Source organism: Cupriavidus sp. H39 (genome assembly GCF_050271075.1).
GTDB lineage: Bacteria > Pseudomonadota > Gammaproteobacteria > Burkholderiales > Burkholderiaceae > Cupriavidus > Cupriavidus necator_B.
The window spans coordinates 265,478-288,632 of the sequence record NZ_CP189846.1 but is presented as its reverse complement, the minus strand read 5'-3'; the positions used below and the strand labels follow the sequence as shown (position 1 = coordinate 288,632).

Below are 23,155 nucleotides of genomic sequence, written 5' to 3'. Positions count from 1 at the left end.
ATGGCCACCTTGCTTTCCCGCCTGGGCGCGCGTGCGCTGGTTTGCCTGGCCGGCTTGGCAATGCTGGCCAGCGGCGGCTGTGCGCTGATGCCGCGTGAGCCGCTTGTGCAACTGCCCACCACCGCGCGCGCGGAGCCGCGGCCGATGGGGCCGGCCACCGGCTCGATCTTCGCGTCCTCGTATGCCGGCAACCCGCTGTTTGAGGATCGCCGTCCGCGCAATGTAGGCGACATCCTGACGATCGTCATCACCGAGAACGTCAACGCCAGCAAGAACTCGGGCACCAACGCCAGCCGCAACGGCAATACTTCGCTGGCATTTGATGCCGTGCCCAAGGCGCTGGCCGGGCTGTTCAGCAGTAGCTCGAACGCCAGCATCAATGGCGCCAACACGCTCAAGGCCAGCGGCGGCGCCAGCGCGGCCAACACCTTCAACGGCACCATCACCGTGACCGTGCTGGAGGTGCTGGCCAACGGCAACCTGGTGGTCTCCGGCGAAAAGCAGATGGCCATCAACCAGGGCGCCGAGTTCATCCGCTTCTCCGGCGTGGTCAATCCCCGCACCATCACCGGCGACAACGCCGTGCTGTCGACGCAGGTCGCCGATGCGCGCATCGAATACACCGCCAAGGGCGTGATCGACGAAGCGCAGAACATGGGCTGGCTGCAGCGCTTCTTCCTCAATGTTTCTCCGTTCTGACCGCGCCATGTCTGCCCAGATGCTCGCTCGTTTCCTGTCCCGCCTGCTGCGGCTGACCATGGTCAGCCTGGCGCTGGGCGTGGCCTTCGGCGCCTTCGCCACCGGTGCCAAGGCCGAGCGCCTGAAGAACCTGGCCACCTTCCAGGGCGTGCGCGAGAACCCGCTGGTCGGATACGGCCTGGTGGTGGGGCTGGACAACACCGGCGACCAGACCATGCAGACGCCGTTCACCACGCAGAGCCTGACCAACATGCTGTCGCAGCTTGGCATCACGCTGCCGGCCGGCAAGAACATGCAGCTCAAGAACGTCGCGGCGGTGATGGTGACCGCGTCGCTGCCCGCCTTCGCGCAGCCTGGCAGCCAGCTCGACGTGGTGGTGTCGTCGATGGGCAATGCCAAGAGCCTGCGCGGCGGAACGCTGCTGATGACCCCGCTCAAGGGCGCCGACGGGCAGGTCTACGCCATCGCCCAGGGCAACATGCTGGTGGGCGGCGCGGGCGCGTCGGCCAACGGCAGCAAGGTGCAGATCAACCAGCTGGCGGTGGGGCGCATCGCCAACGGCGCCATCGTCGAGCGCGCGGTCGCGCCGTTCCAGCCCGATGGCGGCGTGCTCAACCTGGAACTGAAGGACACGGATTTCGGCACGGCGGAGCGTGTGGTCGAAGCCATCAACCGCAACATGGGCGGCGGCGTTGCCGCGGCGCTGGACGGCCGCGTGGTGCAGGTGCGCGCGCCGGCATCGCCGGCGGCGCGCGTGGGCTTCCTGGCGCGCATCGAGAATATCGACGTCACCCGGGCCCGGGCCGCGGCCAAGGTGATCCTGAACGCCCGCACCGGCTCGATCGTGATGAACCAGGCCGTGACCGTGGATGACTGCGCGGTGGCGCACGGCAACCTGTCGGTGGTGATCAACACGCAACCGGTGATCAGCCAGCCCGCGCCGTTCAGCGACGGCCAGACCGTGGTGGCGCCGGTGTCGCAGATCGACATGAAGCAGCAGGGCGGTTCGCTGCAGATCGTCAAGGCGGGCGCCTCGCTGGCCGCGGTGGTCAAGGGGCTGAACGCGCTGGGCGCGACCCCGGCCGACCTGCAGACCATCCTGGAAGCGATGCGCGCAGCAGGTGCGCTGCGCGCCGAGCTGGAAGTGATCTGACCATGAACAGCGGCATCCACAGCGGCGCGCTGCCGCCGCCAGGCGCCGACCTGACCCAGCGCTTTGCGCTGGACACGCAAGGCTTCGAAGCGCTCAAGCACAGCGCGCGCGGCGGCGCCGACGCCAATACGCTGCAGGCCGTCGCCAAACAGTTCGAGGCGGTGTTCACGCAGATGGTGCTCAAGAGCATGCGCGACGCCACGCCGCAGGACGGCCTGTTCGACAACGAACAGAGCAAGCTCTACCTGTCGATGATGGACCAGCAGCTGGCGCAGCAGATGTCGTCGCGCGGCATCGGCCTGGCCGACGTGATGGTGCGCCAGCTGGCGCGCGCCACCGGCACGGCAATGCTATCCGGCATGAACGCGCTGAGTCCGGCCGAGGCAGGCAAGGCGGCCGATGCCGAGATGGCCAGGCTGCTCGACAGCCGCGCCGCTGGCGCAGCGCCCGCCGACGCGGGCGAACAGGCGGACCTGCCGGCCATCGGCACCGTCGTAGCGGGCCAGCACTGGAATCCCACCGCGGGCCTGCGCCAGTACCAGCCGCAGTCTTACGCGGAGCGCGGCCAGGGCGAAGACCGGCTCGGCCGGCTGCCCGACGACGCGCCCGCCCACGTGAGCGCCTTCGTTGCCCGCATTGCCGGGCCCGCCGAAGCCGCTTCCCGTGCCAGCGGCGTGCCGGCGCGGCTGATCGTCGGCCAGGCCGCGCTGGAATCCGGCTGGGGCCAGCGCGAGATCACGCACGCCGATGGCTCCGCCACATTCAACGTCTTCGGCATCAAGGCCGGCCCCAGCTGGAAGGGCCGCGTCGCGGAAATCACCACCACGGAATACATCGACGGCCAGCCGCAGAAGGTGCGCGCCAAATTCCGCGCCTACGGCTCGTATGACGAAGCCTGCGCCGACTACGCGCGCCTGCTGACGAGCAACCCGCGCTATGCGGGCGTAGTCAGCGCGGCTACGGCCGAAGACGCCGCGCACGGCCTGCAGCGCGCGGGGTATGCCACCGATCCGGCGTACGGGCACAAGCTTGTGAAGATCATGAAGAAGGTGGCGGCGTAAGGAGCGGCGGCGCCGTTGTCTCGGGCCTCCCAACTCCCGCTTGCGTACTCCCTCTCCCGCTTGCGGGAGAGGGAGCCAACCAGCGCCACCATCATTGGCTTGCGCCTCCCAACTCCCGCTTGCGTGCTCCCTCTCCCGCTTGCGGGAGAGGGTTGGGGTGAGGGCGGGAGTATCAACGAAGTGAAGCCTGTCGCTATTGCCACCTCCGGCCCTTTCCCGCGGGAGCAAACCAGCGGGCCCCCGGCAAAAGTCAACTTCCACACCTAAAGTCCCACCCCCCACCAGCCGATAACTCCCACATCCACACCGCCGGCCGAAGCCCGCGGCAGTCCTAAAAAATCCGGGATCAGAGCACCATGTCTCTCTTCAGTATTGGCCTTTCCGGCCTGAACACCGCGCAGAACGCGCTGACGACGACGGGCCATAACTTTGCCAACTCGGCAACCGAAGGCTATTCGCGCCAGAACACCATCGTCGCATCTGCCGGCGGCCAGTACACCAGCCAGGGCTTCTACGGCTTCGGCTCGAACACCACCACGGTGATCCGCGTCTATGACGAGTTCCTCACCGGCCAGCTGCGCGGCGCCACCTCGGCCAGCGCCTCGCTGGCGGCGTACTCGGACCAGATCAGCCAGATCGACAACCTGCTGGCCGACCAGAAGGGCGGCCTGGCACCGCTGATGCAGAAGTTCTTCGCCGCGGTGCAGGCGGTGGCCGATACCCCGGCCGATCCGGCCGCGCGCCAGGGCATGCTGTCGGCGGGCCAGGCACTGGTGGGCCAGGTGCGTTCGGCCAGCAACTACTTCAAGCAGCTGCAGGCCGGCGTCAACGAGCAGGTGGGCACCGCGGTCACGCAGGTCAACGCCTATACCAGGCAGATCGCCAACCTGAACCAGGAGATCACGCGCCTGAAGGCGGCCTCCGGCGGCCAGCCGCCCAACGACCTGCTGGACCAGCGCGACCAGGCCGTGGCCGAGCTGACCAAGCTGGTCGGCGCCAAGGTGGTGGTGCAGGACAGCGGCACCTACAACGTCTTCGTCGGCAACGGCCAGCCGCTGGTGATGGGCAATGACGCCTATGACCTGAAGGCCGTGGCCTCGGCGGCCGATCCCAACCGCACCGTGGTGGCCTACACGCTGCCGACCGGCACGGTAATCGAGAGCGAGCCGGGCGCGATCAGCGGCGGCTCGCTGGGCGGCCTGCTGCAGTTCCGCACCGAAACCCTGGACCCCGCGCAAAGCGCGATCGGCCGCCTGTCGCTGGCGATCGGCACGAGCTTCAATGCGCAGCACCAGCTCGGCATCGACCTGAACGGCGCCCCCGGCACCGACATGTTCAAGCTGGGCAACGCCACCACCATCCCCAACGCCAACAACACCGTCAAGACCACGGTGGCAACCGCGACCATCGACAATGCCTCGGCGCTGACCACCAGCGACTACGCGTTGCACTTCGACGGCGCCAACTACACGCTGACGCGCCTGTCCGACTACCAGCAGGTAGTCACGCCCGTGCCCGCCGGCGGCGCGACTTACCCGCTGCAGTTCAGCGCCGACGGCTTCACCGTCGCCATCAACGGTCCGATGGGCACCAACGACTCGTTCACGGTACAGCCCACCCGCAATGCCGCCACCGGCTTCGACATGGCCATCAGCGATCCCGCCAAGATCGCGGCCGCATCGCCCGCCCACATCGAAGCGACTGCCGGCAACAAGGGCTCCGCCACCGCCGCGCTGAGCAAGGTCGCCCCGGGTTTCTCGCCGCCGGCCGGCAAGATCACCGCCGAGTTCGATGGCACCAACTACGTCTTCAAGGTCGGCGGCGTCGCCATGGCGCCGCAGCCGGTGGGCGTGGCCAACGGCAGCAATACCGACTTCACCCTCAACGGCCTGACCTTCAGCTTCGGCGGCACGCCCGCCGCCGGCGACAGCTTCACGCTGGGCAGCAACGCTGGCGCGGTCAAGGACAACGGCAACATGCTGGTGCTGGCCAAGCTGCAGAACGCCAAGACCATCGGCGGCGTGTCCAGCTTCAGCGAGGCCTACGCGCAGCTGGTCAACGACGTCGGCACGCGCGCCAAGTCGGTCAAGATCGCCTCGGCGTCGCAGGACAGCATCACCACGCAGATCAAGACCGCGCAGCAATCGGTGTCCGGCGTCAACATGGACGAGGAAACCGTGTCGATGCTGCGCTTCCAGCAGCTGTACCAGGCCAATGCGCGCGTGATCCAGACCGCGGGCACGCTGTTCGACACCATCATCGGCATCGGCCGGTAAGCGCCGCACTCACCAGCGTCAGAAGAGGTAACCCAACATGCGCGTTGCAAGCTCCACCCTGTACCAGCAAGGCCTGGCTTCGATGAACTTCCAGCAGGGCGCGCTGATGCATATCCAGCAGCAGCTCGGCACCGGCCGCTCCATCCTGACCCCATCGGACGACCCCGTCGGCGCCACCCGCGCGCTGGGCGTAAGCCAGGCGCAGGCGGTCAACGGGCAGTACGCCACGTCCCGCAAGCAGGCCAATATCGCGCTGGCGGCGGAAGAGAACGCGCTACAGTCCGTGACCACCATCACGCAGAACATCCAGACCCTGCTGGTGCAGGCCGGCAACGGCACCATGAGCGATGCCGACCGCGGCTCGGTGGCGACCGCGCTGGAAGGCCTGTACAACCAGTTGCTGGGCCTGGCCAATTCCGACGACGGCAATGGCCAGTTCCTGTTCGGTGGCACCCGCTCGGGCAGCGCACCGTTCACGCAGAGCGCCGGCGCTAGCACCTACATCGGTGACAACGGCCAGCAACTGCTGCAGGTCGACGTGGCGCGCCAGATGCCCGCAGGCAACACCGGCCGCGAAGTCTTCCTGAGCGTGACCGGCGGCGCCGGGTATGTGGTCAAGGGCAACCCCGCCAATACCGGCACCGCTACTTTCGGCACGGTGTCCACCACCGACCCCAGCAACCCGCTGTTCGGCCACGCGCTGCAGATGTCGTTCACGGCCAACGCCAGCGGCCAGATGGAATACACCATCACCGACACCTCAACGGGTGCAACCCCCGCGCCGGTGGTTACCGGCCCCGTGGCGTACACGTCGCCAGCGCAAATTGAAGTGGCGGGCTTCAGCTTCAACGTCACCGGCAACCCCAAGGCCGGCGACACGCTGACCATGCAACCGGCCAGCGAGGCCGGCACCGACATGTTCGCCAACCTGCAAACCGTGATCAACACACTGCGCCAGCCCGCCGCCTCCGACAGCGACCGCGCCAACCTCGGCAACGTGCTGTCGACCGCCGTGCGCCAGTTCTCCAACTCGCTCGACAACGTGCTGACCGTGCGCGCATCGGTGGGCTCGCGCATGAACGAGCTGGACGCGCTGGACGACGTGGGTGCCAACCGCGACCTGACCTATTCGCAGACGTTGTCGGGGCTGCAGGACCTGGATTATGCCAAGGCGATCACCGAGTACTACCAGCGGCAGACGGCGCTGCAGGGGGCGCAGCAGTCGTTTATGCAGATTCAGGGGATGAATCTGTTTAAGTATTTGTAAGGGGGAGGGGCGGCCTCCGGAAAATTTGAGGCGACACGAGCGCGGGCGGCGTCAAGCCGCTTTCCCCTGCCACTTCGTGCCAGTGTTGTCGACAAACAGTATGGGCCTCGTGCTGTCACGATGACCCATACCTGTCTCCGCACTACGGCGTCACGCAAGTGAAGCTGCTGTCCTCGGTCGGATTCCCCATGCCGTTGTACCGTGCATACTGCGGATACTTGCAGAGTGGACGTTTGACGGGCTTCTCATTGGGAAGCGGCGTGCTCTGGGTGGCGACCATGCCTGCCCGGGAAGGCGGGACCCCTTTCTCAATCCAGTCGAACATGGGCCCGACCAGATCGACGGTATCGGCACCGGTGCCACCGGCGCAGTGATTCACACCCGGCGCCGTAAAGTACTCGACGAACTTGTCCGCTTCCGCCTGCCCCCCAGCTTGGGTTACGACCTTGGTGTAGTAGTCGGTTGCATTGTTGGCGGTGATCAGCCAATCCGTGAGTCCTGTCCAGAGGATCAGCTTTCCGCCGCGTACCCGAAACTGCGTCAGGTCGGGATTCACCGCGTCGATCATGGTGACGAGTTGATTCAGCCGGGCAGTGTAGTTTTCCGGTTCCAGCGTCAGCGGATCTACCATCGGATCCTGGGCAACGAAGTATTTGATGAATCCATCCATCAGCAGCTTCGAAATCGCGCCTCCCCACATATGCGTGGGGGTGCCCTGCTGCTCCTCGCCCCCATATGGGAATCCCGGCCAGGTATAACTTCCATTGGCGATGTTCGTCGCCGCGTAGAAGGTATGGGCTGAATCGATCTGGGGATCGGTCAGGCAGGCGTCGCTCTCAGCACCGGAGCATTTGAGTTCCGCGGGATCGAACTGGCAGATGTCAGGGCGTGAGACGATTCGGTCTGCTACACCGTCAAGGGCATCGCATTTCCTGTAGGCAGCGTCGGAAATCGTCTTGATCTTTGCCGTCGACAGGGCCGCGCCCGGCTTTGCCAGTTGCTTGTAGGTCTTCTGATACCAAAGGAATTGGGGCGTGTACGCGTTGGCAGGCGCGCGGGATATCACGCCATCGAACAGTTTTGGAAACCGCTGTGCCTGGATGAGGCCTTGCCTGCCGCCCCCCGAGCATCCCTCATAGATGATCTTTGCGCTCGAAACCGGCTGCGCTCCGTAGTAGGTTTGCATGATGGCCTTGGCCGCGGGCAGCACGCGTGGCACTGCCAGATACGCATATTCATTGAGCATTTCAGGGTCCATGGCCCATGCTTGCGTGTTGGCGGACGTATGGCCGTGATTGGTCGCGATCGTAGCGAACCCGCGCTCGGCGATATTGGGGCTGTTCGAGCCACTGGGCAATCGCGTGATCGAGCCGTCGAAGCCGCCGCCGCCAAGGAATACCGTCCGTTTGTTCCAATTGGTCGGCAGGTTCACTTCGAACTGTAAGTCCTGCGGCATTTGCGCGAGGACCGTACAACGCTCTGGTACGCCGTTGGCGGCAGGAACGACTTGCGCCTTCGTAACTGTCGCGCCTTCGATGGTTTGCCCCAGGAAGTCGCTACAGGTGGTCTGCGGGGTTGCGATGGCGGTGCTGTCCGACGGCGGTGGCGCTGCAGCAACCTTGTTTTCGTCGGACCCGCCGCAACCGCCAAGACTGCCGATGACTGCGGCACTACCCACAAACAGGAACAGCGAACGCGATATTTCGGTACGGCGCACAGTAGTCTCCTCAGGTGTCGTGAGCAGGTACGCGTCCTGCTCGGTTTGGTAGCCCTTTTTGCAGAGGCTAGACATTGAGGTACGGGACAACTGTCATGTATGGGACATTGGTGCTGGGTCGAGTGCCGGCCGTTGCGCGGCGCTCCCATATTGGAACGGCCGGGCGTGGCATAATCGGCGCAGGATGCTCCCCGCGATTACGGCAGGGATGGCTTAAGGCAGCAGGACCGAGATGCAAGATCTACTGACTTCTCCCAAGGTACGCCTGCGTCGCCGCGGTGCCGACAAGCATCCCCTTATCCTGAAGGCCGCACGCACGCTGATTGCGCAGTCGGGGTTCAGGGAGGCCCAGATGACGGCGATCGCCGAGGCGGCTGGCATAGCGATCGGGACGCTATATCGATACTTTCCGTCCAAGACCGAACTGCTTGTCGAGGTCGTCAAGTACACGGCACAGCGGGAAGTTGATGTCGTGGCCGGCATTGCCATGCGGGATGGCACCGCTTGCGAGCGGCTGGGCCTGGCGGCCTGGACTTTCGCGAGCAGGGCGTTGCGTGGCCGGCGGCTGGCGCACGCGTTGGTGGCCGAACCGGTTGAACCCGAGGTCGAGGCAGCAAGACTGGCCTATCACCGTGCGCTCTCGCGGGTGTTCCGCACCATCATTGATCAAGGTATTGCCAACGGCGAGTTTCCCCAACAGGATTCGGCTGCCTCGGCCGACTGCATTGTCGGATGCCTGTTCGAGGGACTTGTCGCTCCGTTGAGCAGCGAAGCAGCGCTGGCGGGCGTCCCAATGCAGAGTCAGGCGACGTCCATTATTTCCTTCTGCCTGCGTGGCGTGGCAGGAACCACGGTGCGGTTCATTCCACCGGCGTGACGATTCCCTGTGCAGAAGACGGCATACATAAATAGAACTCGGATTCTAGGTTCGATGTGTACGGAAAGACGCCTCCCGGCGCAATGCCGAGCTAAGTCCGTAGGTAAGTGCGGGTGGTAAGTAGATACCCTGCGGGGTTCGTCCTTGACTTCGTGAGGCGGCCGCCTTAGCCTTAAGTGAATCGTGATTTCACTTAAGGCCGGCACCGACCCGGCCCCGTAGCAGGAGACGGTCGCCGTGGAAATCCTTTTCCCCTTTTGCCGAGTCAGGCAAGCGCATCAGAGAGTTCGGCGCTCACTATGCCGATCCTTCGGCGCGCCGCGAGGCGCGAAAAAACGCGGGCCTGGATGGCAAGAGCGATGAAAAGCCCTGGCCCAGTCGCTTTGCACAGCCAAGGTATTGCCATGCGGTCGATTTCCTACGCTGAAATGCACGGCGCAGTCCATGTGCACACGCGCTACGGTTCGACGCTGTCACACCATCGCACGCTGGAGGACTTCCTGCAGGCGTCAAGCTGGTTCGCCATATTGACCGACGAAGAGAAGTCGCGTGTCAAAACCGAGGCGTTCGAGCGCTACTGCGCCGCGGGTGGCATGGCTTGTCATCGCGGCGATCCGGCCGATCACTGGCTTGGTGTAATCGAAGGCATCATTAAAGTTGATACGGCCTCCGCTTGCGGTCGCGCCGTGACCTTTGCTGGCGTGCCAGCGGGATCGTGGTTTGGTGAAGGCGCAGTGCTGAAGTCGGAGACGCGGCCGTATTCGGTGGTAGCAATCAAGGACAGTCGCATTGCCTACGTGCCACGCGAGACTTTTTTGTGGCTGCTGGGGCGTAACCATGGCTTCAGTCGCTACGTCATTGACCAGCTCAATGCACGCTGCGGTTACTACGTCGGACTGGTGCACAACTTCCGACTCCACGAGGCCGCAGCCCGTGTTGCATTCTGCCTGGCCGAGTTATTCCACCATCAGCTCTATCCTTCGACCGAGCGCACCCTTGCGCTGTCGCAGGAAGAACTCGGCAGGCTATCAGGGCTTTCTCGGCAGAACACCAACCGCGCACTCCGCGAACTGGCCGACGCGGGCATGATCGAGATGGAATACGGAGCCATTGTAGTAATCGATCTGGATGGACTGCGCCGGTACGCGCATATTGGCGACTAGCCCGCCCGATCCATTGAAGCCAGGGCGAGGCGGCACTCGCCCTGGCGCCCAATTGCTACAGCATCTCGATCGCGATTGCAGTTGCTTCACCACCCCCGATACATAGGCTTGCGATCCCGCGGCGGCCCTTGGTCTTGCGCAGCGCACCCAGGAGCGTTACCAGAATCCGGGCACCCGAAGCGCCAATTGGATGACCGAGCGCACAGGCGCCGCCGTGAATGTTGACGCGAGCGGAATCGAGGGACAGATCGCGAATCGCAGCCATCGTGACCACGGCGAAGGCCTCATTGATTTCCCAAAGGTCGACCGAAGCCGTGTCCCATCCTATGTCATGCTGCAGCTTCCGTATGGCCCCGATGGGAGCGGTGGCAAACGTTGCCGGAGCCTGTGCGTGGTTGGCATGGCCAACCACGCGGGCGATCGGGCTCAAGCCAAGGCGCGCTGCGATAGAGGCCTTCGTCAGCACCAATGCTGCGGCCCCGTCCGAAATCGAACTGGAGTTGGCCGCGGTGACAGTGCCATCCTTTCTGAAGGCGGGCTTCAGCGACGCGATCTTGTCGACATTTGCCTTAAGCGGTTGCTCGTCATCAGCAACGGTGGCCGTCGCGCCTTTCCTGTCAACGATCGATATCGAAGCGGTCTCCCATGCGAAGCTGCCGTCCCGGATCGCCGCCTGGGCACGGTGCGTGGAAAGTACCGCCCATTCGTCTTGCGCTTCACGAGAAAACTGATACGCCCCTGCGCAGTCCTCGGCGAAGGTGCCCATGAGCCTGCCCTTTGTCTCCGGACTGTATCGGTCTTCGAGGCCGTCAAAGAACATGTGGTCTAGTAGGGTGCCGTGTCCCAGCCGGTAACCGCTGCGCGCCTTGGGCACGAGATAAGGTGCGTTGGACATCGATTCCATACCGCCCGCCACCATGAAGTCGTTGGTGCCGGCTGCGAGCAGGTCGTGCGCCAGCATCACTGCCTTCATGCCGGAGCCGCACACTTTGCTGACGGTGGTGCAGGCCGCCGAGAGCGGCAGCCCGCCATGAATGCTCGCCTGGCGAGCGGGCGCCTGGCCAACGCCTGCAGGCAGTACGCATCCCATCAGCACTTCCTGTACTGCATCGTTCGCAATGCCTGAACGCTCGACGGCGGCCCGGATGGCAGCGCCGCCCAAATCCGGGGCGCCCAGGCTGGACAGCGCGCCCTGGAAGCCGCCAATAGGAGTCCGGGCAGCCGACACAATGACGATCGGGTCTTTCGTGGTCATGATTGCTCCTGAATCATTTCGGCGGCATCCGGATCGCGCCGTCGAGACGGATCACGTCGCCGTTAAGGTAGGCATTGCCAAGGATGTATTCGACCAGTCCGGCAAACTCGTCGGGCTTGCCCATGCGGGGCGGAAATGGCACCGAATCGCCGAGCGCCCTTTGCACTTCCGGCGGCATGGCCAGCAGCATCGGCGTCTCCATGATGCCCGGCGCGATGGTCATCACGCGGATGCCGAAGCGAGCCAGTTCACGGGCTAGCGGAAGTGTCATCGACACGATCGCACCCTTAGAGGCCGCGTAAGCGGCTTGTCCGATCTGGCCATCGAAGGCTGCGATTGACGCGGTGTTGATGATGATGCCGCGCTCACCAGTCTCCACCGGCTCCTGGCTTGCCATAATCTCCGCCGCAAAGCGCAGCAGATTGAAAGTGCCACCCACATTGATCTGCATCGTTTGCATGAACGACGACAGGGCGTGGATACCGCTCTTTCCGAGGACCTTCTCAGCGGGTGCAATGCCGGCGCAATTAACCAGCCCTCGCAGTTTTCCTAGTCCCGAGGCAAAGGCATACATCTCCTTGACGTTCGCCTCGTCGGCAACGTCGGTCTTCCAGAAGACGCCACCAGTTTCCCTGGCGACGGCTTGACCGTTTGTGACGTCGCGATCGACGATGACGACCGTCGCGTCTTGCTGTGTCAGGGCCCTGACTGTCGCCTCGCCGAGTCCGGATCCGCCACCGGTCACGATAAATACATTGCCGGAGATTTTCATGATGGTCGAGCTTCTGTTTCAGTGGTTGGTAGGTTGATGCGCGGGAATAGACACCAGCGGTGTTTGCGAGGCGATTTCGTCTGGCCGGTTCTGTGCAACGGCGCTCTTGCGATGGTCAATCAGGATGACGGCGACCGTACCGACAAGGCCGGCGACGCCGATGGCCAGGAAGTTCTGTTCCAACGGCAGTTTCATTCCCACCAGCGCACCGATGAGAACCGGGGCGATGATGGCACCCAGTCGCCCGATCCCTGAGGCGAATCCCACGCCCGTCGAGCGAATGGACCCGGGGTAGTACTCACCCGCGTAGGCATAGGCCAGCAACTGCGTGCCGAGGGTGGACGCGCCCACAACAAACACGAGAACAAAGAGCAGTTCTGTCGTCTTGGTGTATCCCATCAGGACGAGAGAAACCGCTCCCGTGGCATAGAAGGCAACCAGCACGTGCTTGATATTGAATCTGTCACCCAGCCATCCGCCGCCAATGGCACCGCAGACCGCACCGATGTTGAAGACGAGCACGAAGTTCAGCGCCGAGCCCAGGCTGTAGCCGGACAACGCCATCAGTTTGGTCAGCCACGAACTGAGCGCGTAGACCATGAAGAGGCCGGTGAAGAACGCCACCCAGATCATCAGCGTGCTAAGGGCTCTACCCTGCGAGAAGAGCGCAGCCACCGGGGCATTGGAAGCGAGTGCCTCGGACAGAACGAAAAACTGATAGCGCTCGCCCTGCGTCAATGCCGGCGCCAGGCGTCGCGCTACACGCTCCAGTTCGGCATTGCGTCCCTTTTTCGCGAGGAAGGCAAGGGACTCCGGCATGGTCCACAGAATGAACGGAATGAAGAAGATCGGAAGTCCCGCGACGAAAAACACCGCTTGCCATCCGTACGTCCCGATCAGTTGCTTGCCGGTCAGCGCCACGAGGATGCCGCCGATCGAATATCCGGCAAAGACGAGGGTGACCAGCCGGGCGCGCATCTTGGCCGGTGCGAATTCGCCCATCTGGGCCGTGACAACGGGCAGCACGCCGCCGATTCCCAGCCCTGCGAGGAAGCGTGTCACGCTGAATGTGATGGGATCGGTAGTGAGCCCGGCTGCAGCCGTAAATATGCTGAACAGCGCGACACAGATGCAGATGGACAGCTTGCGGCCAATCCTCTCGGCCATGGTGCCCAGGCAGATCGCACCGACCATCATGCCGAACAGCGCGGAACTGGCCATGAAGCCGGCCTTGGTGGCATCCACGCCCATCTCTTTCATGATCGAGGGCAAGGCCGCCCCAACCACTGCAAGGTCATAGCCGTCGAGAACCAGTATGGCGACACACCAGAACAGGATTACGGCGTGGAATCGCGAGAATCGCGCGTCTTCCGCCAGCTTGTGTACATTGATCTCGGTTTTCATATGTCTCCTCCATGCGGTGCTGGATGGGTTGCCTTGTCAGTAAAGCTTCTTGCCTTGGTTATCTGTGGACGACGGTGAAGGTGGATGCGTGCGCCCGCTCCGACACCAGCTGGTTTTCCACACGCTCGTCGTCGGCGTAGCCCAGGCTCATACCGACTACCAACTTCTCCTCGGGCCGCAATGACAGCTCCCGGCGAATAATGGCGTGGTACTTCATGAAGGCAGCCTGCGGGCAGGTACTAAGGCCATATGTGCGTGCCACGACCATGAGGTTCTGAAGGAACATCCCGTAGTCGATCAGGCTGCCTTCATTCATGAGTCGGTCGACGGTGAAGAACAGGCCAACGGGTGCGTCGAAGAACTGATAGTTCCGGCCATGCTGGGCATGCATGCGCGCCTTGTTTCCCTTCTCGATGCCGAGCAGGCCGTAAAGCCTCCAGCCCACTTCACGGCGCCGATCCAGATACGGTGCCACCCACTCGTCCGGGTAGTACGCCCACTCGTCAGAATGGGCGCCGGACTGTGCCGGGTCATCGTCGACCTGCTTGATTGCGGCGCAAACGCGGTCGCGTGCCTGCCCGGTCACGACATGCACTTGCCATGGCTGGATATTCACGCCCGTGGCGGCAAACCGGGCGACGTCGAGGATCTTGTGGACGGTTTCGACATCGACGGGCTGCGGACGAAAGGCTCTGACGCTGCGGCGGGTGACGATCGCCCATTCAACAGCCTCGCGGACAGACTGGAGTTCTGCGGGTGGGGGTGCAACTCTGTTCATGCTTGCTCTCTCGACATGTCGTAGACATCTGACGGACTCCGGTCGGAGAGTAGGAGCAAGAGCGCGGGCGCACTGTCATGTGCGAGACATTCGCCCTCGGGTAGCGATACGAAATTGGGAATGGGGCAATGTCTCGTGCGAGACATTCTCGATCATGGGCAGTCGCTACATTTTTGTTTCCACAACTAGCGATAGCTGATGAACCAGCCGCGACACGTCAGGCAGGAGACAAAAGATGAACGCCAACATTTATCGGGCAGGACTTGAGCGCAATGCGGCCAACCATGTGCCGATGACGCCCTTGCAGTTCCTTGATCGGTGCGCCGAGCAGTATGCTGAGCGAACTGCGATCGTCCATGGCAGCCTCCGCCAGTCTTGGAGGACAACGCGAGACCGCTGCCGCCGCCTTGCCAGCGCGCTCGTGAAGCGCGGCGTCCAGCGTGGTGATACGGTTTCCATTCTGGCGCCGAATACTCCTGCCATGGTCGAGGCCCATTACGGTGTCCCGCTGAGCGGTGCGGTGCTCAATGCCATCAACTGCCGGCTGGACGCGGACGGCGTGAGGTTCATCCTGGCCCATGGCGAAGCCAGAATCTTGTTGGTAGACAGCGAATTCGCTGCGCTCGCTGCAACCGCTCTGCAGGGCCTGGAAAATCCACCAGTGGTGGTCGACATTCTCGATGCCGAAGGGCCTACCGGGAACCGACTGGGAGGGCTCGACTATGAGCAGCTTCTCAGCGAAGGCGATGTCGACTTCGGCGGCATCTGGCCCGATGACGAGTGGGATGCCATCGCACTCAACTACACATCCGGCACGACTTCTGATCCCAAGGGTGTGGTGCTGAGCCATCGGGGCGCATACCTAATGAGCATGCTTCAGCTGACTGACTGGGGCATGCCGCGCGGGCCGCGGTATCTCTGGACGCTGCCCATGTTCCACGCAAATGGCTGGTGCTTCGCGTGGGCCATTACTGCCGCGGCGGGCACGCATGTCTGCTTGCGCAAGGTCACGGCGGCGAACATCTTTCACGCCATTGAGACGCATAAGGTGGACCACTTCTGTGCCGCGCCCATCGTCCTGGCATCGATTGCGACGGCATCGGAATCCGAGCCTCGCACGTTGTCACATGCGGTCAGGGTGCGGACGGCCGGATCGCCGCCGCCGGCAAGTGTCCTGAAGGCTGTGATGGAAATGGGCTTCGATGTGGAGCACGTCTACGGCATCACGGAGGCCTCGGGAACGCCGGTCAGTTCATATCGCGATCCGGCGTGGGATGACAAGCCAATCGAAGAAAAAGCCCGACTGATGTCGCGCCAGGGCAATCGGGCCGCCGCCCTGGAAGGGCTGCGCGTTGCCAATCCTGACACCATGGAACCGGTACCTTGCGATGGCAAGACGCAAGGTGAGTTGCTGCTACGCGGCAATATCGTGATGAAGGGTTATCTGAAGAACCCCCAGGCGACCGTAGCCGCATTTGCTGGCGGCTGGTTTCACACTGGCGACGTCGCGGTCATGCATCCCGACGGATATGTACAGATCACGGACCGATCCAAGGATGTGATCATATCGGGAGGGGAAAACATCTCGTCGGTGGAGGTTGAAGATGTCTTGCATCAACACCCCGCGGTATTGATTGCCGCCGTGGTAGCCCAGCCTCATCCGAAGTGGGGGGAGTCGCCCTGCGCCTTTATCGAACTGAAGCCCGGAGTCGACGCGCCCGCAGAAAAGGAGGTCATTGATTTCTGTCGTGATCGGTTGGCCCATTACAAATGCCCCGTGAGGGTCGTATATGGCCCATTGCCGAAGGCCGGTACTGGAAAGATTCAGAAGTACCGTTTGAGAGAGCTTGCGAAAAGCCGCGAAGCTATCACTGAGCTTGAGTGAAGGGGGAAACTGGTTCTCCTTGATAGCGTCCCGCCTGATGCGATGATCGAACTGAACCATGCATCCGACGATACAAAGCCCGCGGAGTCGGTACTGATGGGTCAAGGTCGCAGTGGCGGGAGTGCCCCACGCTAAAGTTTTTCTTTATCGTCGCGCAGATAATCTCGGTTGTCGGCTTCGCCGAAAGCAACAACAATCGCTGTATCCACAACGATAATCCGCTTTCGGCTCGCCACCGTCTTTGCACCTTGCACGGCCTTCCCTGCATGCAGAACGTGAGCCCGCCGCTCCCCACCCATGTACGTGAATGCCGACCTCTCCCGCCGCGCCGTCGTCGTGCCCGATTACCATTGGGTCGCTTCGCCACAACCCGGCGTCGAGCGGATGATGCTGGAGCGTTTTGGCGCAGAGCAGGCCCGGGCGACCAGTATTGTCAGGTACGCTCCCGCATCCCACTTCCCGCCTCATTCGCATCCGGCCGGTGAAGAAGTCCTGGTGCTGTCAGGCGTCTTCTCCGAGGCGGACGCGCACTACCCGGCGGGCTGGTATCTGCGCAATCCGCCTGGATCGTCGCACCGGCCGTCAAGCGCGGGCGGCGCCGTCATTTTCGTGAAGCTGCGGCACATGATGGCGAGCGAGCAGCAAAGCGTGCGTATCGATACCAACGACGCCGTGCACTGGCGCGAATTTGACGGCGGCGCGGTCTGCGCGCTGTATGCGGACGCGGCCGAACGTGTCGCCCTGCTGCGCCTGGATGGTGGCGTGTCCTTGCCGCATGGATGCCCTGCGGAACTGTTCGTGGTTCACGGCGAACTGCGCGTGGATGGCCAAGGCTATGCGGCGGGAAGCTGGATGCGATTCCCCGAGGGCGATCACGCGGAGATCCATGCCGGTGTGCCAGGCGCAACGCTGTATATCAGGACCCATGGACCGGCCGCAGGGGCCGCGGCATAGGTCATGCACAGCACAAAGATCGCCATCGTCGGCGCGGGTCTGAGCGGCCTGTACGCGGCCATGCTGCTCAGGCAATCCGGTATCGACGACTACGTCATCATTGAAGCGCGTTCCGCTCCCGGTGGACGCATCCTGTCAAGCCTGTCAAGCCTGTCAAGCCTGTCACGCGGTCACGCCGCGGCCAAAGCGGAGGATTACGCAGGGGACCGCGTAGATCTCGGGCCCACCTGGTTCTGGCCGGCTTTCCAGCGTGACCTGGATGGCCTGGTGGCCGAACTTGGCATCGCGCGATTCCCTCAGCATGAGGCTGGGGACATGCTGTCCGAGCGCAGCATCGATGCAGCCCCCGCGCGGCTGCGAGGATATGCCAGTTCGCCCGTTTCAATGCGCCTGGCGGGCGGCATGGGTGCGCTGATGCATGCCTTGCGCCAGCGTCTTGAGCCGTCGCGGATCGTCACGGGCCGGACCGTACGCCAGCTGCGCCGCACCGGTTCCGGCGTCGCGCTGGATTGCACCGATGAGGCCGGAGAGGCCGTGACGATGGCGGCAGCACATGTCTTGCTGGCACTGCCGCCACGCCTGGCCGAGGCAACCATCACCTTCGCCCCGGCGCTGCGGAGCGTCTTGCGCAGCAATGGCGTGCTACGCCGACCTGGATGGCATCGCACGCCAAGTATGTCGCGGTCTATGACAGTCCGTTCTGGCGCGAGCAGGGGCTTTCCGGAGCAGCCCGGAGTGCGGTGGGACCGATGGGCGAGATCCACGATGCATCGATGCCCGGCGGCAGCGCCGCGCTGTTTGGATTCTTCGGCGTGCCGGCCCGTGTCAGGCGCACCGTTCCGGAAGACGTGCTGCGCACCCACTGCCGTGCGCAGCTTGCCCGGCTGTTCGGTCCGCGCGCGGGGAAACCCGTCGCGGACTTTGTCAAGGACTGGGCCGCCGATGGCCTGACCGCGACGGCGCTGGATCTTGAAGGCGGCCAGCATCGCCATGCCGTCGCGCCGGCCGCCACGGCGTCGTCCGGGCCCTGGCAAGGCCGCATTACCGGCATTGCCAGCGAATGGTCGCAGCGCTTCCCCGGCTATCTTGCCGGGGCACTGGATGCCGCTGGCAGGGGAACGCAAGACCTGATTCGCATGAACCGATCGATTTCAAAAACCGTGGGCCTCTGAAATGAAACCGACTTATCGCGCGATGCAGATCGCCCATCCTGGAGTGCTGGAACTGGTGGAGCGGGCCACTCCCTTGCCGCAGGCGGGGGAAGTCCTGATCCAGGTAGAAGCTTGCGGCATGTGCGGCGCCGACATCGGCGATATCGAGCAGGCCAAGGCCACACAACAACCGCCGCGCGTGCCCGGGCACGAGATCGTGGGACGAATCCTTGCGACTGGCGCCAATACGCCCGCCATGTGGCGGATCGGGATGCGGGTAGGGATCGGGCGCCTGGGCGGACACTGCAATGCGTGCAACCAATGCCGGCGGGGACAGTTCCAGCTGTGCGAGGACCAGCCGGTCGTTGGCGCGACCTGCGATGGCGGCTATGCCGAAATCGTCCGTGCGCGCGCGACAGGTCTTGTCGCCATTCCCGATGAACTGGGTTCCGAGGAAGCGGCCCCCCTGCTTTGCGCGGGGATCGCCACGTTCAACGCGCTGCGCAAGTCCGGCGCCCAGGCAGGGGATGTGGTCGCGATCCTCGGGATCGGCGGACTTGGCCACATGGCCATCCAGTACGCGAAGCGAATGGGGTTCAAGGTGGTCGCGGTGGGACGGGGAAGCGATATCGCCGGCGACGTGGCCGAACTCGGCGCACATGTCTACCTGGACACCAACGCTGTCGATGCCGCGCAAGCATTGCAGAAGCTGGGTGGCGCGCAGGCCGTGGTCTCGACGATCGGCAACGCGCAGGCCGTTTCCGCGTTGATCCCCGCATTGGTGCCGCAAGGCCGGCTGGTTGTGCTTGGCGGCACTCGCGACCCACTTGCCGTGCAGGCAGGGCATTTGGTCGTTGGCGAGCGGGAAGTCGTCGGCTCGATTACCGGCACGCCGCACGAGAGCGAGGCGGCGCTCGCGTTCAGTGTCCTGGTGGACGCGCGTCCGCGCTTCGAAGCGATGCCGCTGGCACGCGCCAACGAGGCGTATCAGCGCTTGAAGCGAGGGGACGTCAAGTTCAGAATGGTGCTGACCATGACGGCGGGTAATGCCTGACAGGCAGGCACTGCGGCGGCGCCGTCAACGTTCCCCTGCGCAGGGCGCTTCGCCAATGTCGATGACGCCTTGCAAAATTCAATTTCCTCGCCAATGCATCCATGACGTTCAATGCCTCCGTCGCCCGGCTTGCCATCGCACAGGCCCTCTCCGGTGCGAACTCCACCGTCGTGTATGCGACCGGCGCCATCATCGGCAACATGCTATCGCCGCGCCCGGAACTCGCCACGCTGCCGATTTCGCTGTTCGTGGTTGGCATGGCACTGTCCACGCTGCCCGTCGGGATGCTGGCGCGGCGGTTCGGCCGGCCCGCTGCGTTTCTAGCCGGCAACGCTTGTGGTGTACTGGTCGGCCTGCTGGCTGCGCTGGCGCTCGTCAACCGGTCCTTCGCGCTGTTCTGCTTTGCCATGCTGTTCGGCGGCGCCTATGCGGCGGTCGTGCTGACGTTCCGGTTCGCCGCCGCGGAATGCGTCGGCCCGGAAGAACGGCCGCGAGCGTTGTCCCTGGTACTGGCCGGCGGCGTTGCGGCCGGGGTCGTGGGCCCGCAACTGGTGTCCGCCACCATGAACCTGTGGCCGCCCCACGCGTATGCCGTGACCTACCTGGCTTCTGCCGCGGTCGCGGTCCTGGCGGCCATCGTCTTGCGCGGTGTCAGGTTCGAGGTCCGCACGGCGGGGCCGCACGGCGGCAGTGGCCGGCCGGTGCGCGAGATCCTGCGGCAGCCGCAGTTGCTGGTGGCCATGCTGTGCGGCGTGGTCAGCTACATGATGATGAACTTCATGATGACGTCCGCGCCGCTGGCGATGGAGTTGTGCGGCATACCCCGGCTCTATTCGAACTACGGCATCGAGATGCACGTGATCGCGATGTACGCGCCGAGCTTCTTCACGGGGCGCCTGCTCGCCCGTTACGGTGCGCCGGCGATCGTGCTGGCGGGCCTGGCGCTGACCGGCATGGCGGCGCTGGCAGGCCTCAGCGGCATGGCCGTCCATCATTTCTGGATCGCGCTGATCCTGCTAGGGGTGGGCTGGAACTTCGGCTTCCTGGGTGCATCCGCCATGGTGCTGACTTGCCATCGCCCGGAGGAGGGGCCGCGTGTCCAGTCGCTGAACGACTTCGTCGTGTTCGGGGCCATGGTGGTGGGGTCGTTTGTTTCAGGCAGCCTGCTGGCGGCCTTTGGCTGGGCGATGGTGAGCTCGCTGATCCTGCCGTCTGTCATGGTTGCCGTGGCCGCGCTGCTGTGGCTGCAACGGACCAGCGCGGAGCCGTCCAGGCAGCTCTGATTGCGCCGCAGAACGCCGGTGGCGAGGCTGCCCCGGCTTTTCGGCTTTTGACGTCTCGCGCGCGGCAGCGCGCTGCCTAGCGCCCCGATTGCCGCGCCATCTCGACAAAGCCGGCAATGTATGCCGTCTGCTCGTCGCCGCGCCGGATGCCGAGATGGATGCTTTTCCGGATACCGCGCTTGCCCAGCCGCAACGCCCGCAATGGCATGCCGGCCCCTTCCTCCTCGACCAGCCAGTCCGGCAACACGGACACGCCCCGCTGCGCCGCGACCAGCTGCAGCATCAGGTCGGTCGCTTCGGCCGTGCGGTGGCGCTTGGGCTTGCAGTGCGCCGGGACGAGGAAGCGGGTATAGATGTCAAGGCGCTCCACGCTCACCGGCACCGTGATCAGCGTCTCGTCCGTCAGATCCTGTGGCCGTACGAACGGCTGTGCTGCCAGGGCATGGGATTCATGAACTACCAGCACCAGTTCATAGTCGATCACCGGCGTGAAAGCCAGCTCTGGCAGCTTGACCGGGTCGGGCGTGATCAGCAGGTCGATCTCGTGCCCCAGCAGCGCGGCGACGCCGTCGAAGCGGAACGAGGTGCGGACATCGAACTCGACATCCGGCCACGCGGCGAGGTATTGCGGCGTCAGCCGCGCCAGCCATTTCTGGCAGGGATGGCATTCCATGCCGACACGCAATGCCCCGCGGCGCCCTTCGGCGAAGTCCGCCAGGATGCGCTCCGCGTGCTCCAGCTGGGGCAGCAGGCGGTCCGCCAGCGCGAGCAAATATTCCCCCGCCTGCGTGAAGCGCAGGCCGCGGCCGTTCTTGGTCCAGATCGGCACGCCATGGTGGTCTTCCAGCCTTTTCACCATGTGCGAGAGCGCGGACTGCGTAACGTTCAGCTTCTCCGCCGCCGCGGTGACGCTTCCGGTCCGGCTTACCGCGACTAGTGCCACAAGATGTTGACGATCCAGCACGCATGACTCCCGTTCATTGGTTCATGAAAAGATACCATTTTTATTCATGCCTTGGCGCCGCTATGCTGGCCTCCATCGAAGCCATCCGGCGCCAGCGGGCGCGCCCCTGAATCGAGAACAAGGAAGCCATGAAGATCCATGAAACGGCAGTGCAAGACAAGATGTCGGCCGGAGCCGGCCAGGCGGTCAGCGTGTTCGACGAAGTCATCGACCGTACGAAGTCCCAATCCATGAAGTGGGCCATTCCGGAAAAACTCCTCGCGCCGGAAGAGGCAGCCGCCAGGCCGTTGCCGATGTGGGTGGCCGACATGGATTTCCGCGCGCCGCGGGCCGTGATCGACGCGCTGCACGAAGCGGTGGACCATGGCATCTTCGGCTATCCCGGCGGCGCGACCGACAGCTACGTCGATGCGGTCGTGGCGTGGCAGCGCAAGCGGTTCGGCTGGGAGGTGGCAAAGGAATGGGTGGTGCAGACTTCCGGGATCATTACCGCGCTGAAGACGGCCATCCAGGCATTTTCCGCACCCGGCGATTCCGTGCTGATCCAGCCGCCGGTCTATGCGCACTTCCATAACGACGTGCTGATCAATGGCCGCCATCTCGCCTTTGCCCCGCTCGAGCGGACCGATGCCGGCTACCGCTTCGATCCGGCCAGCTTTGAAGCGGCGATCCGCGACGATACCAGGCTCTTTATCCTGAGCAATCCGCACAACCCCACGGGCAATGTCTGGTCCGAGGAGGAGTTGCGGACCATGGGCGAGATCTGCCTGCGCCGCGGCGTTCTTGTCATCGCGGACGAGATCCATCAGGACCTCATCCTCCACCCTGAGAAGAAGCACATTCCCTTTGCTTCCCTCGGCGACGATTTCGCCCGGCACAGCATCACCTGCACGGCGCCCAGCAAGACCTTCAACCTGCCGGGATTGCAGAGTGCCAATGTGTTTGTTCCGGACCGACGCCTGCGCGACGAACTGCGCCGCCAGTACGACCGCAACATGTTCCCGCTGGTCAATACGCTGGGCATGGTGGCCGCCGAGGCGGCGTATGCCCACGGTGAACCATGGCTGGAAGAGATGCTGGCATACCTGCGTGCCAATCACGCCCATTTCCGCGAGTCAGTGCATCGCGCGACGTCGCGCATCCAGGTGCTGCCGGCCGACTCGCTCTACCTGGCGTGGATGGACTGCCGTGGCCTGGGCATGGACGCGCAAGCGCTGGAAAAGTTCATGCTGACCAGGGCCCGCCTCTGGCTCGACAAGGGCCAGAAGTTCGGCTTCGAAGGCCACGGCTACATGCGGGTCAACCTTGGCTGCCCGCGTGCGACCGTGGAGGAAGCCATCAGCAGGTTGACCGCCGCCGTCGCCGATCTTTGACCGGACCGGGGCATGCCTGACCTTAGCTAGCCAATCCGGACGCGTTGCGGCCAGGCCCCGACTGCCGCG

19 protein-coding genes and 1 pseudogene are annotated in these 23,155 nt (G+C 64.0%); 13 read left to right on the top strand and 7 right to left on the bottom strand.

Annotated features, from left to right (window positions below; translation table 11 throughout):
• The 5 genes from flgH to flgL all read left to right on the top strand — a co-directional run bounded on the left by flgH (position 1) and on the right by flgL (position 6,456).
• On the top strand, positions 1 to 699 hold the full coding sequence (gene flgH, locus ACOCMH_RS01740; RefSeq protein ID WP_427307469.1) for a flagellar basal body L-ring protein FlgH: 699 nt from the start codon (positions 1 to 3) through the stop codon (positions 697 to 699).
• A gap of 7 nt (positions 700 to 706) precedes the next feature.
• Positions 707 to 1,852, top strand: coding sequence for a flagellar basal body P-ring protein FlgI (locus ACOCMH_RS01735; RefSeq protein WP_272871711.1), 1,146 nt, complete (start codon positions 707 to 709; stop codon positions 1,850 to 1,852).
• A 2-nt stretch (positions 1,853 to 1,854) separates the two neighbouring features.
• Positions 1,855 to 2,913, top strand: coding sequence for a flagellar assembly peptidoglycan hydrolase FlgJ (gene flgJ / locus ACOCMH_RS01730; protein WP_427307468.1), 1,059 nt, complete (start codon positions 1,855 to 1,857; stop codon positions 2,911 to 2,913).
• Positions 2,914 to 3,269: 356 nt separating this feature from the next.
• On the top strand, positions 3,270 to 5,189 hold the full coding sequence (flgK, locus tag ACOCMH_RS01725) for a flagellar hook-associated protein FlgK (protein ID WP_427307467.1): 1,920 nt from the start codon (positions 3,270 to 3,272) through the stop codon (positions 5,187 to 5,189).
• A gap of 37 nt (positions 5,190 to 5,226) precedes the next feature.
• Positions 5,227 to 6,456, top strand: a complete 1,230-nt coding sequence (gene flgL, locus ACOCMH_RS01720) for a flagellar hook-associated protein FlgL (RefSeq protein WP_427307466.1) — start codon at positions 5,227 to 5,229, stop codon at positions 6,454 to 6,456.
• A 142-nt stretch (positions 6,457 to 6,598) separates the two neighbouring features.
• Here the strand turns inward: flgL and ACOCMH_RS01715 are convergent, their stop codons facing one another.
• Complete coding sequence (locus ACOCMH_RS01715; RefSeq protein WP_427307465.1) at positions 6,599 to 8,173, bottom strand: tannase/feruloyl esterase family alpha/beta hydrolase; 1,575 nt, start codon at positions 8,171 to 8,173, stop codon at positions 6,599 to 6,601.
• 232 nt (positions 8,174 to 8,405) lie between these two features.
• Here ACOCMH_RS01715 and ACOCMH_RS01710 point away from each other — a divergent pair, with 232 nt between their 5' ends.
• Both ACOCMH_RS01710 and ACOCMH_RS01705 read left to right on the top strand, forming a co-directional pair.
• Positions 8,406 to 9,050, top strand: coding sequence for a TetR/AcrR family transcriptional regulator (locus tag ACOCMH_RS01710; RefSeq protein WP_427307464.1), 645 nt, complete (start codon positions 8,406 to 8,408; stop codon positions 9,048 to 9,050).
• Between the two features lie 404 nt (positions 9,051 to 9,454).
• Complete coding sequence (locus tag ACOCMH_RS01705; protein ID WP_427307463.1) at positions 9,455 to 10,213, top strand: Crp/Fnr family transcriptional regulator; 759 nt, start codon at positions 9,455 to 9,457, stop codon at positions 10,211 to 10,213.
• 55 nt (positions 10,214 to 10,268) lie between these two features.
• Here ACOCMH_RS01705 and ACOCMH_RS01700 read toward each other — a convergent pair whose 3' ends face one another.
• The 4 genes from ACOCMH_RS01700 to ACOCMH_RS01685 are packed head-to-tail and all read right to left on the bottom strand — an operon-like array spanning position 10,269 to position 14,422.
• Complete coding sequence (locus tag ACOCMH_RS01700; RefSeq protein WP_427307462.1) at positions 10,269 to 11,468, bottom strand: acetyl-CoA C-acyltransferase; 1,200 nt, start codon at positions 11,466 to 11,468, stop codon at positions 10,269 to 10,271.
• A 13-nt stretch (positions 11,469 to 11,481) separates the two neighbouring features.
• Positions 11,482 to 12,240, bottom strand: coding sequence for an SDR family NAD(P)-dependent oxidoreductase (locus tag ACOCMH_RS01695; RefSeq protein ID WP_427307461.1), 759 nt, complete (start codon positions 12,238 to 12,240; stop codon positions 11,482 to 11,484).
• Between the two features lie 18 nt (positions 12,241 to 12,258).
• On the bottom strand, positions 12,259 to 13,644 hold the full coding sequence (locus tag ACOCMH_RS01690) for an MFS transporter (protein WP_427307460.1): 1,386 nt from the start codon (positions 13,642 to 13,644) through the stop codon (positions 12,259 to 12,261).
• A 58-nt stretch (positions 13,645 to 13,702) separates the two neighbouring features.
• Entirely contained in the window at positions 13,703 to 14,422 is a 720-nt protein-coding gene (locus ACOCMH_RS01685) for a nitroreductase (protein WP_427307459.1), read from the bottom strand.
• Between the two features lie 235 nt (positions 14,423 to 14,657).
• Here ACOCMH_RS01685 and ACOCMH_RS01680 point away from each other — a divergent pair, with 235 nt between their 5' ends.
• Positions 14,658 to 16,307 carry an AMP-binding protein gene (locus tag ACOCMH_RS01680; protein WP_427307458.1) on the top strand — a complete coding sequence of 550 codons (1,650 nt, stop codon included), beginning with the start codon at positions 14,658 to 14,660 and terminating at the stop codon, positions 16,305 to 16,307.
• Between the two features lie 131 nt (positions 16,308 to 16,438).
• Here the strand turns inward: ACOCMH_RS01680 and ACOCMH_RS01675 are convergent, their stop codons facing one another.
• A complete protein-coding gene (locus ACOCMH_RS01675) occupies positions 16,439 to 16,561 on the bottom strand; it encodes a hypothetical protein (protein WP_427307457.1) in 123 nt (40 codons plus the stop codon).
• 43 nt (positions 16,562 to 16,604) lie between these two features.
• Between ACOCMH_RS01675 and ACOCMH_RS01670 the strand changes: the two genes are divergently transcribed.
• From ACOCMH_RS01670 to ACOCMH_RS01655, 4 genes and pseudogenes are all read left to right on the top strand, one after another.
• A complete protein-coding gene (locus tag ACOCMH_RS01670) occupies positions 16,605 to 17,261 on the top strand; it encodes a cupin domain-containing protein (RefSeq protein WP_427307456.1) in 657 nt (218 codons plus the stop codon).
• Positions 17,262 to 17,264: 3 nt separating this feature from the next.
• Positions 17,265 to 18,433 (top strand): annotated as a pseudogene (locus ACOCMH_RS01665) (flavin monoamine oxidase family protein).
• A gap of 1 nt (position 18,434) precedes the next feature.
• On the top strand, positions 18,435 to 19,466 hold the full coding sequence (locus ACOCMH_RS01660; protein ID WP_427307455.1) for a zinc-binding dehydrogenase: 1,032 nt from the start codon (positions 18,435 to 18,437) through the stop codon (positions 19,464 to 19,466).
• A 101-nt stretch (positions 19,467 to 19,567) separates the two neighbouring features.
• Positions 19,568 to 20,749: an MFS transporter gene (locus ACOCMH_RS01655; protein ID WP_427307454.1), complete on the top strand. Its 1,182-nt coding sequence runs from the start codon at positions 19,568 to 19,570 to the stop codon at positions 20,747 to 20,749.
• 76 nt (positions 20,750 to 20,825) lie between these two features.
• Here the strand turns inward: ACOCMH_RS01655 and ACOCMH_RS01650 are convergent, their stop codons facing one another.
• A complete protein-coding gene (locus tag ACOCMH_RS01650) occupies positions 20,826 to 21,713 on the bottom strand; it encodes a LysR family transcriptional regulator (RefSeq protein WP_427307453.1) in 888 nt (295 codons plus the stop codon).
• Positions 21,714 to 21,841: 128 nt separating this feature from the next.
• Here ACOCMH_RS01650 and ACOCMH_RS01645 point away from each other — a divergent pair, with 128 nt between their 5' ends.
• Positions 21,842 to 23,086, top strand: a complete 1,245-nt coding sequence (locus tag ACOCMH_RS01645) for a MalY/PatB family protein (RefSeq protein ID WP_427307452.1) — start codon at positions 21,842 to 21,844, stop codon at positions 23,084 to 23,086.
• Positions 23,087 to 23,155 lie beyond the last annotated feature (69 nt).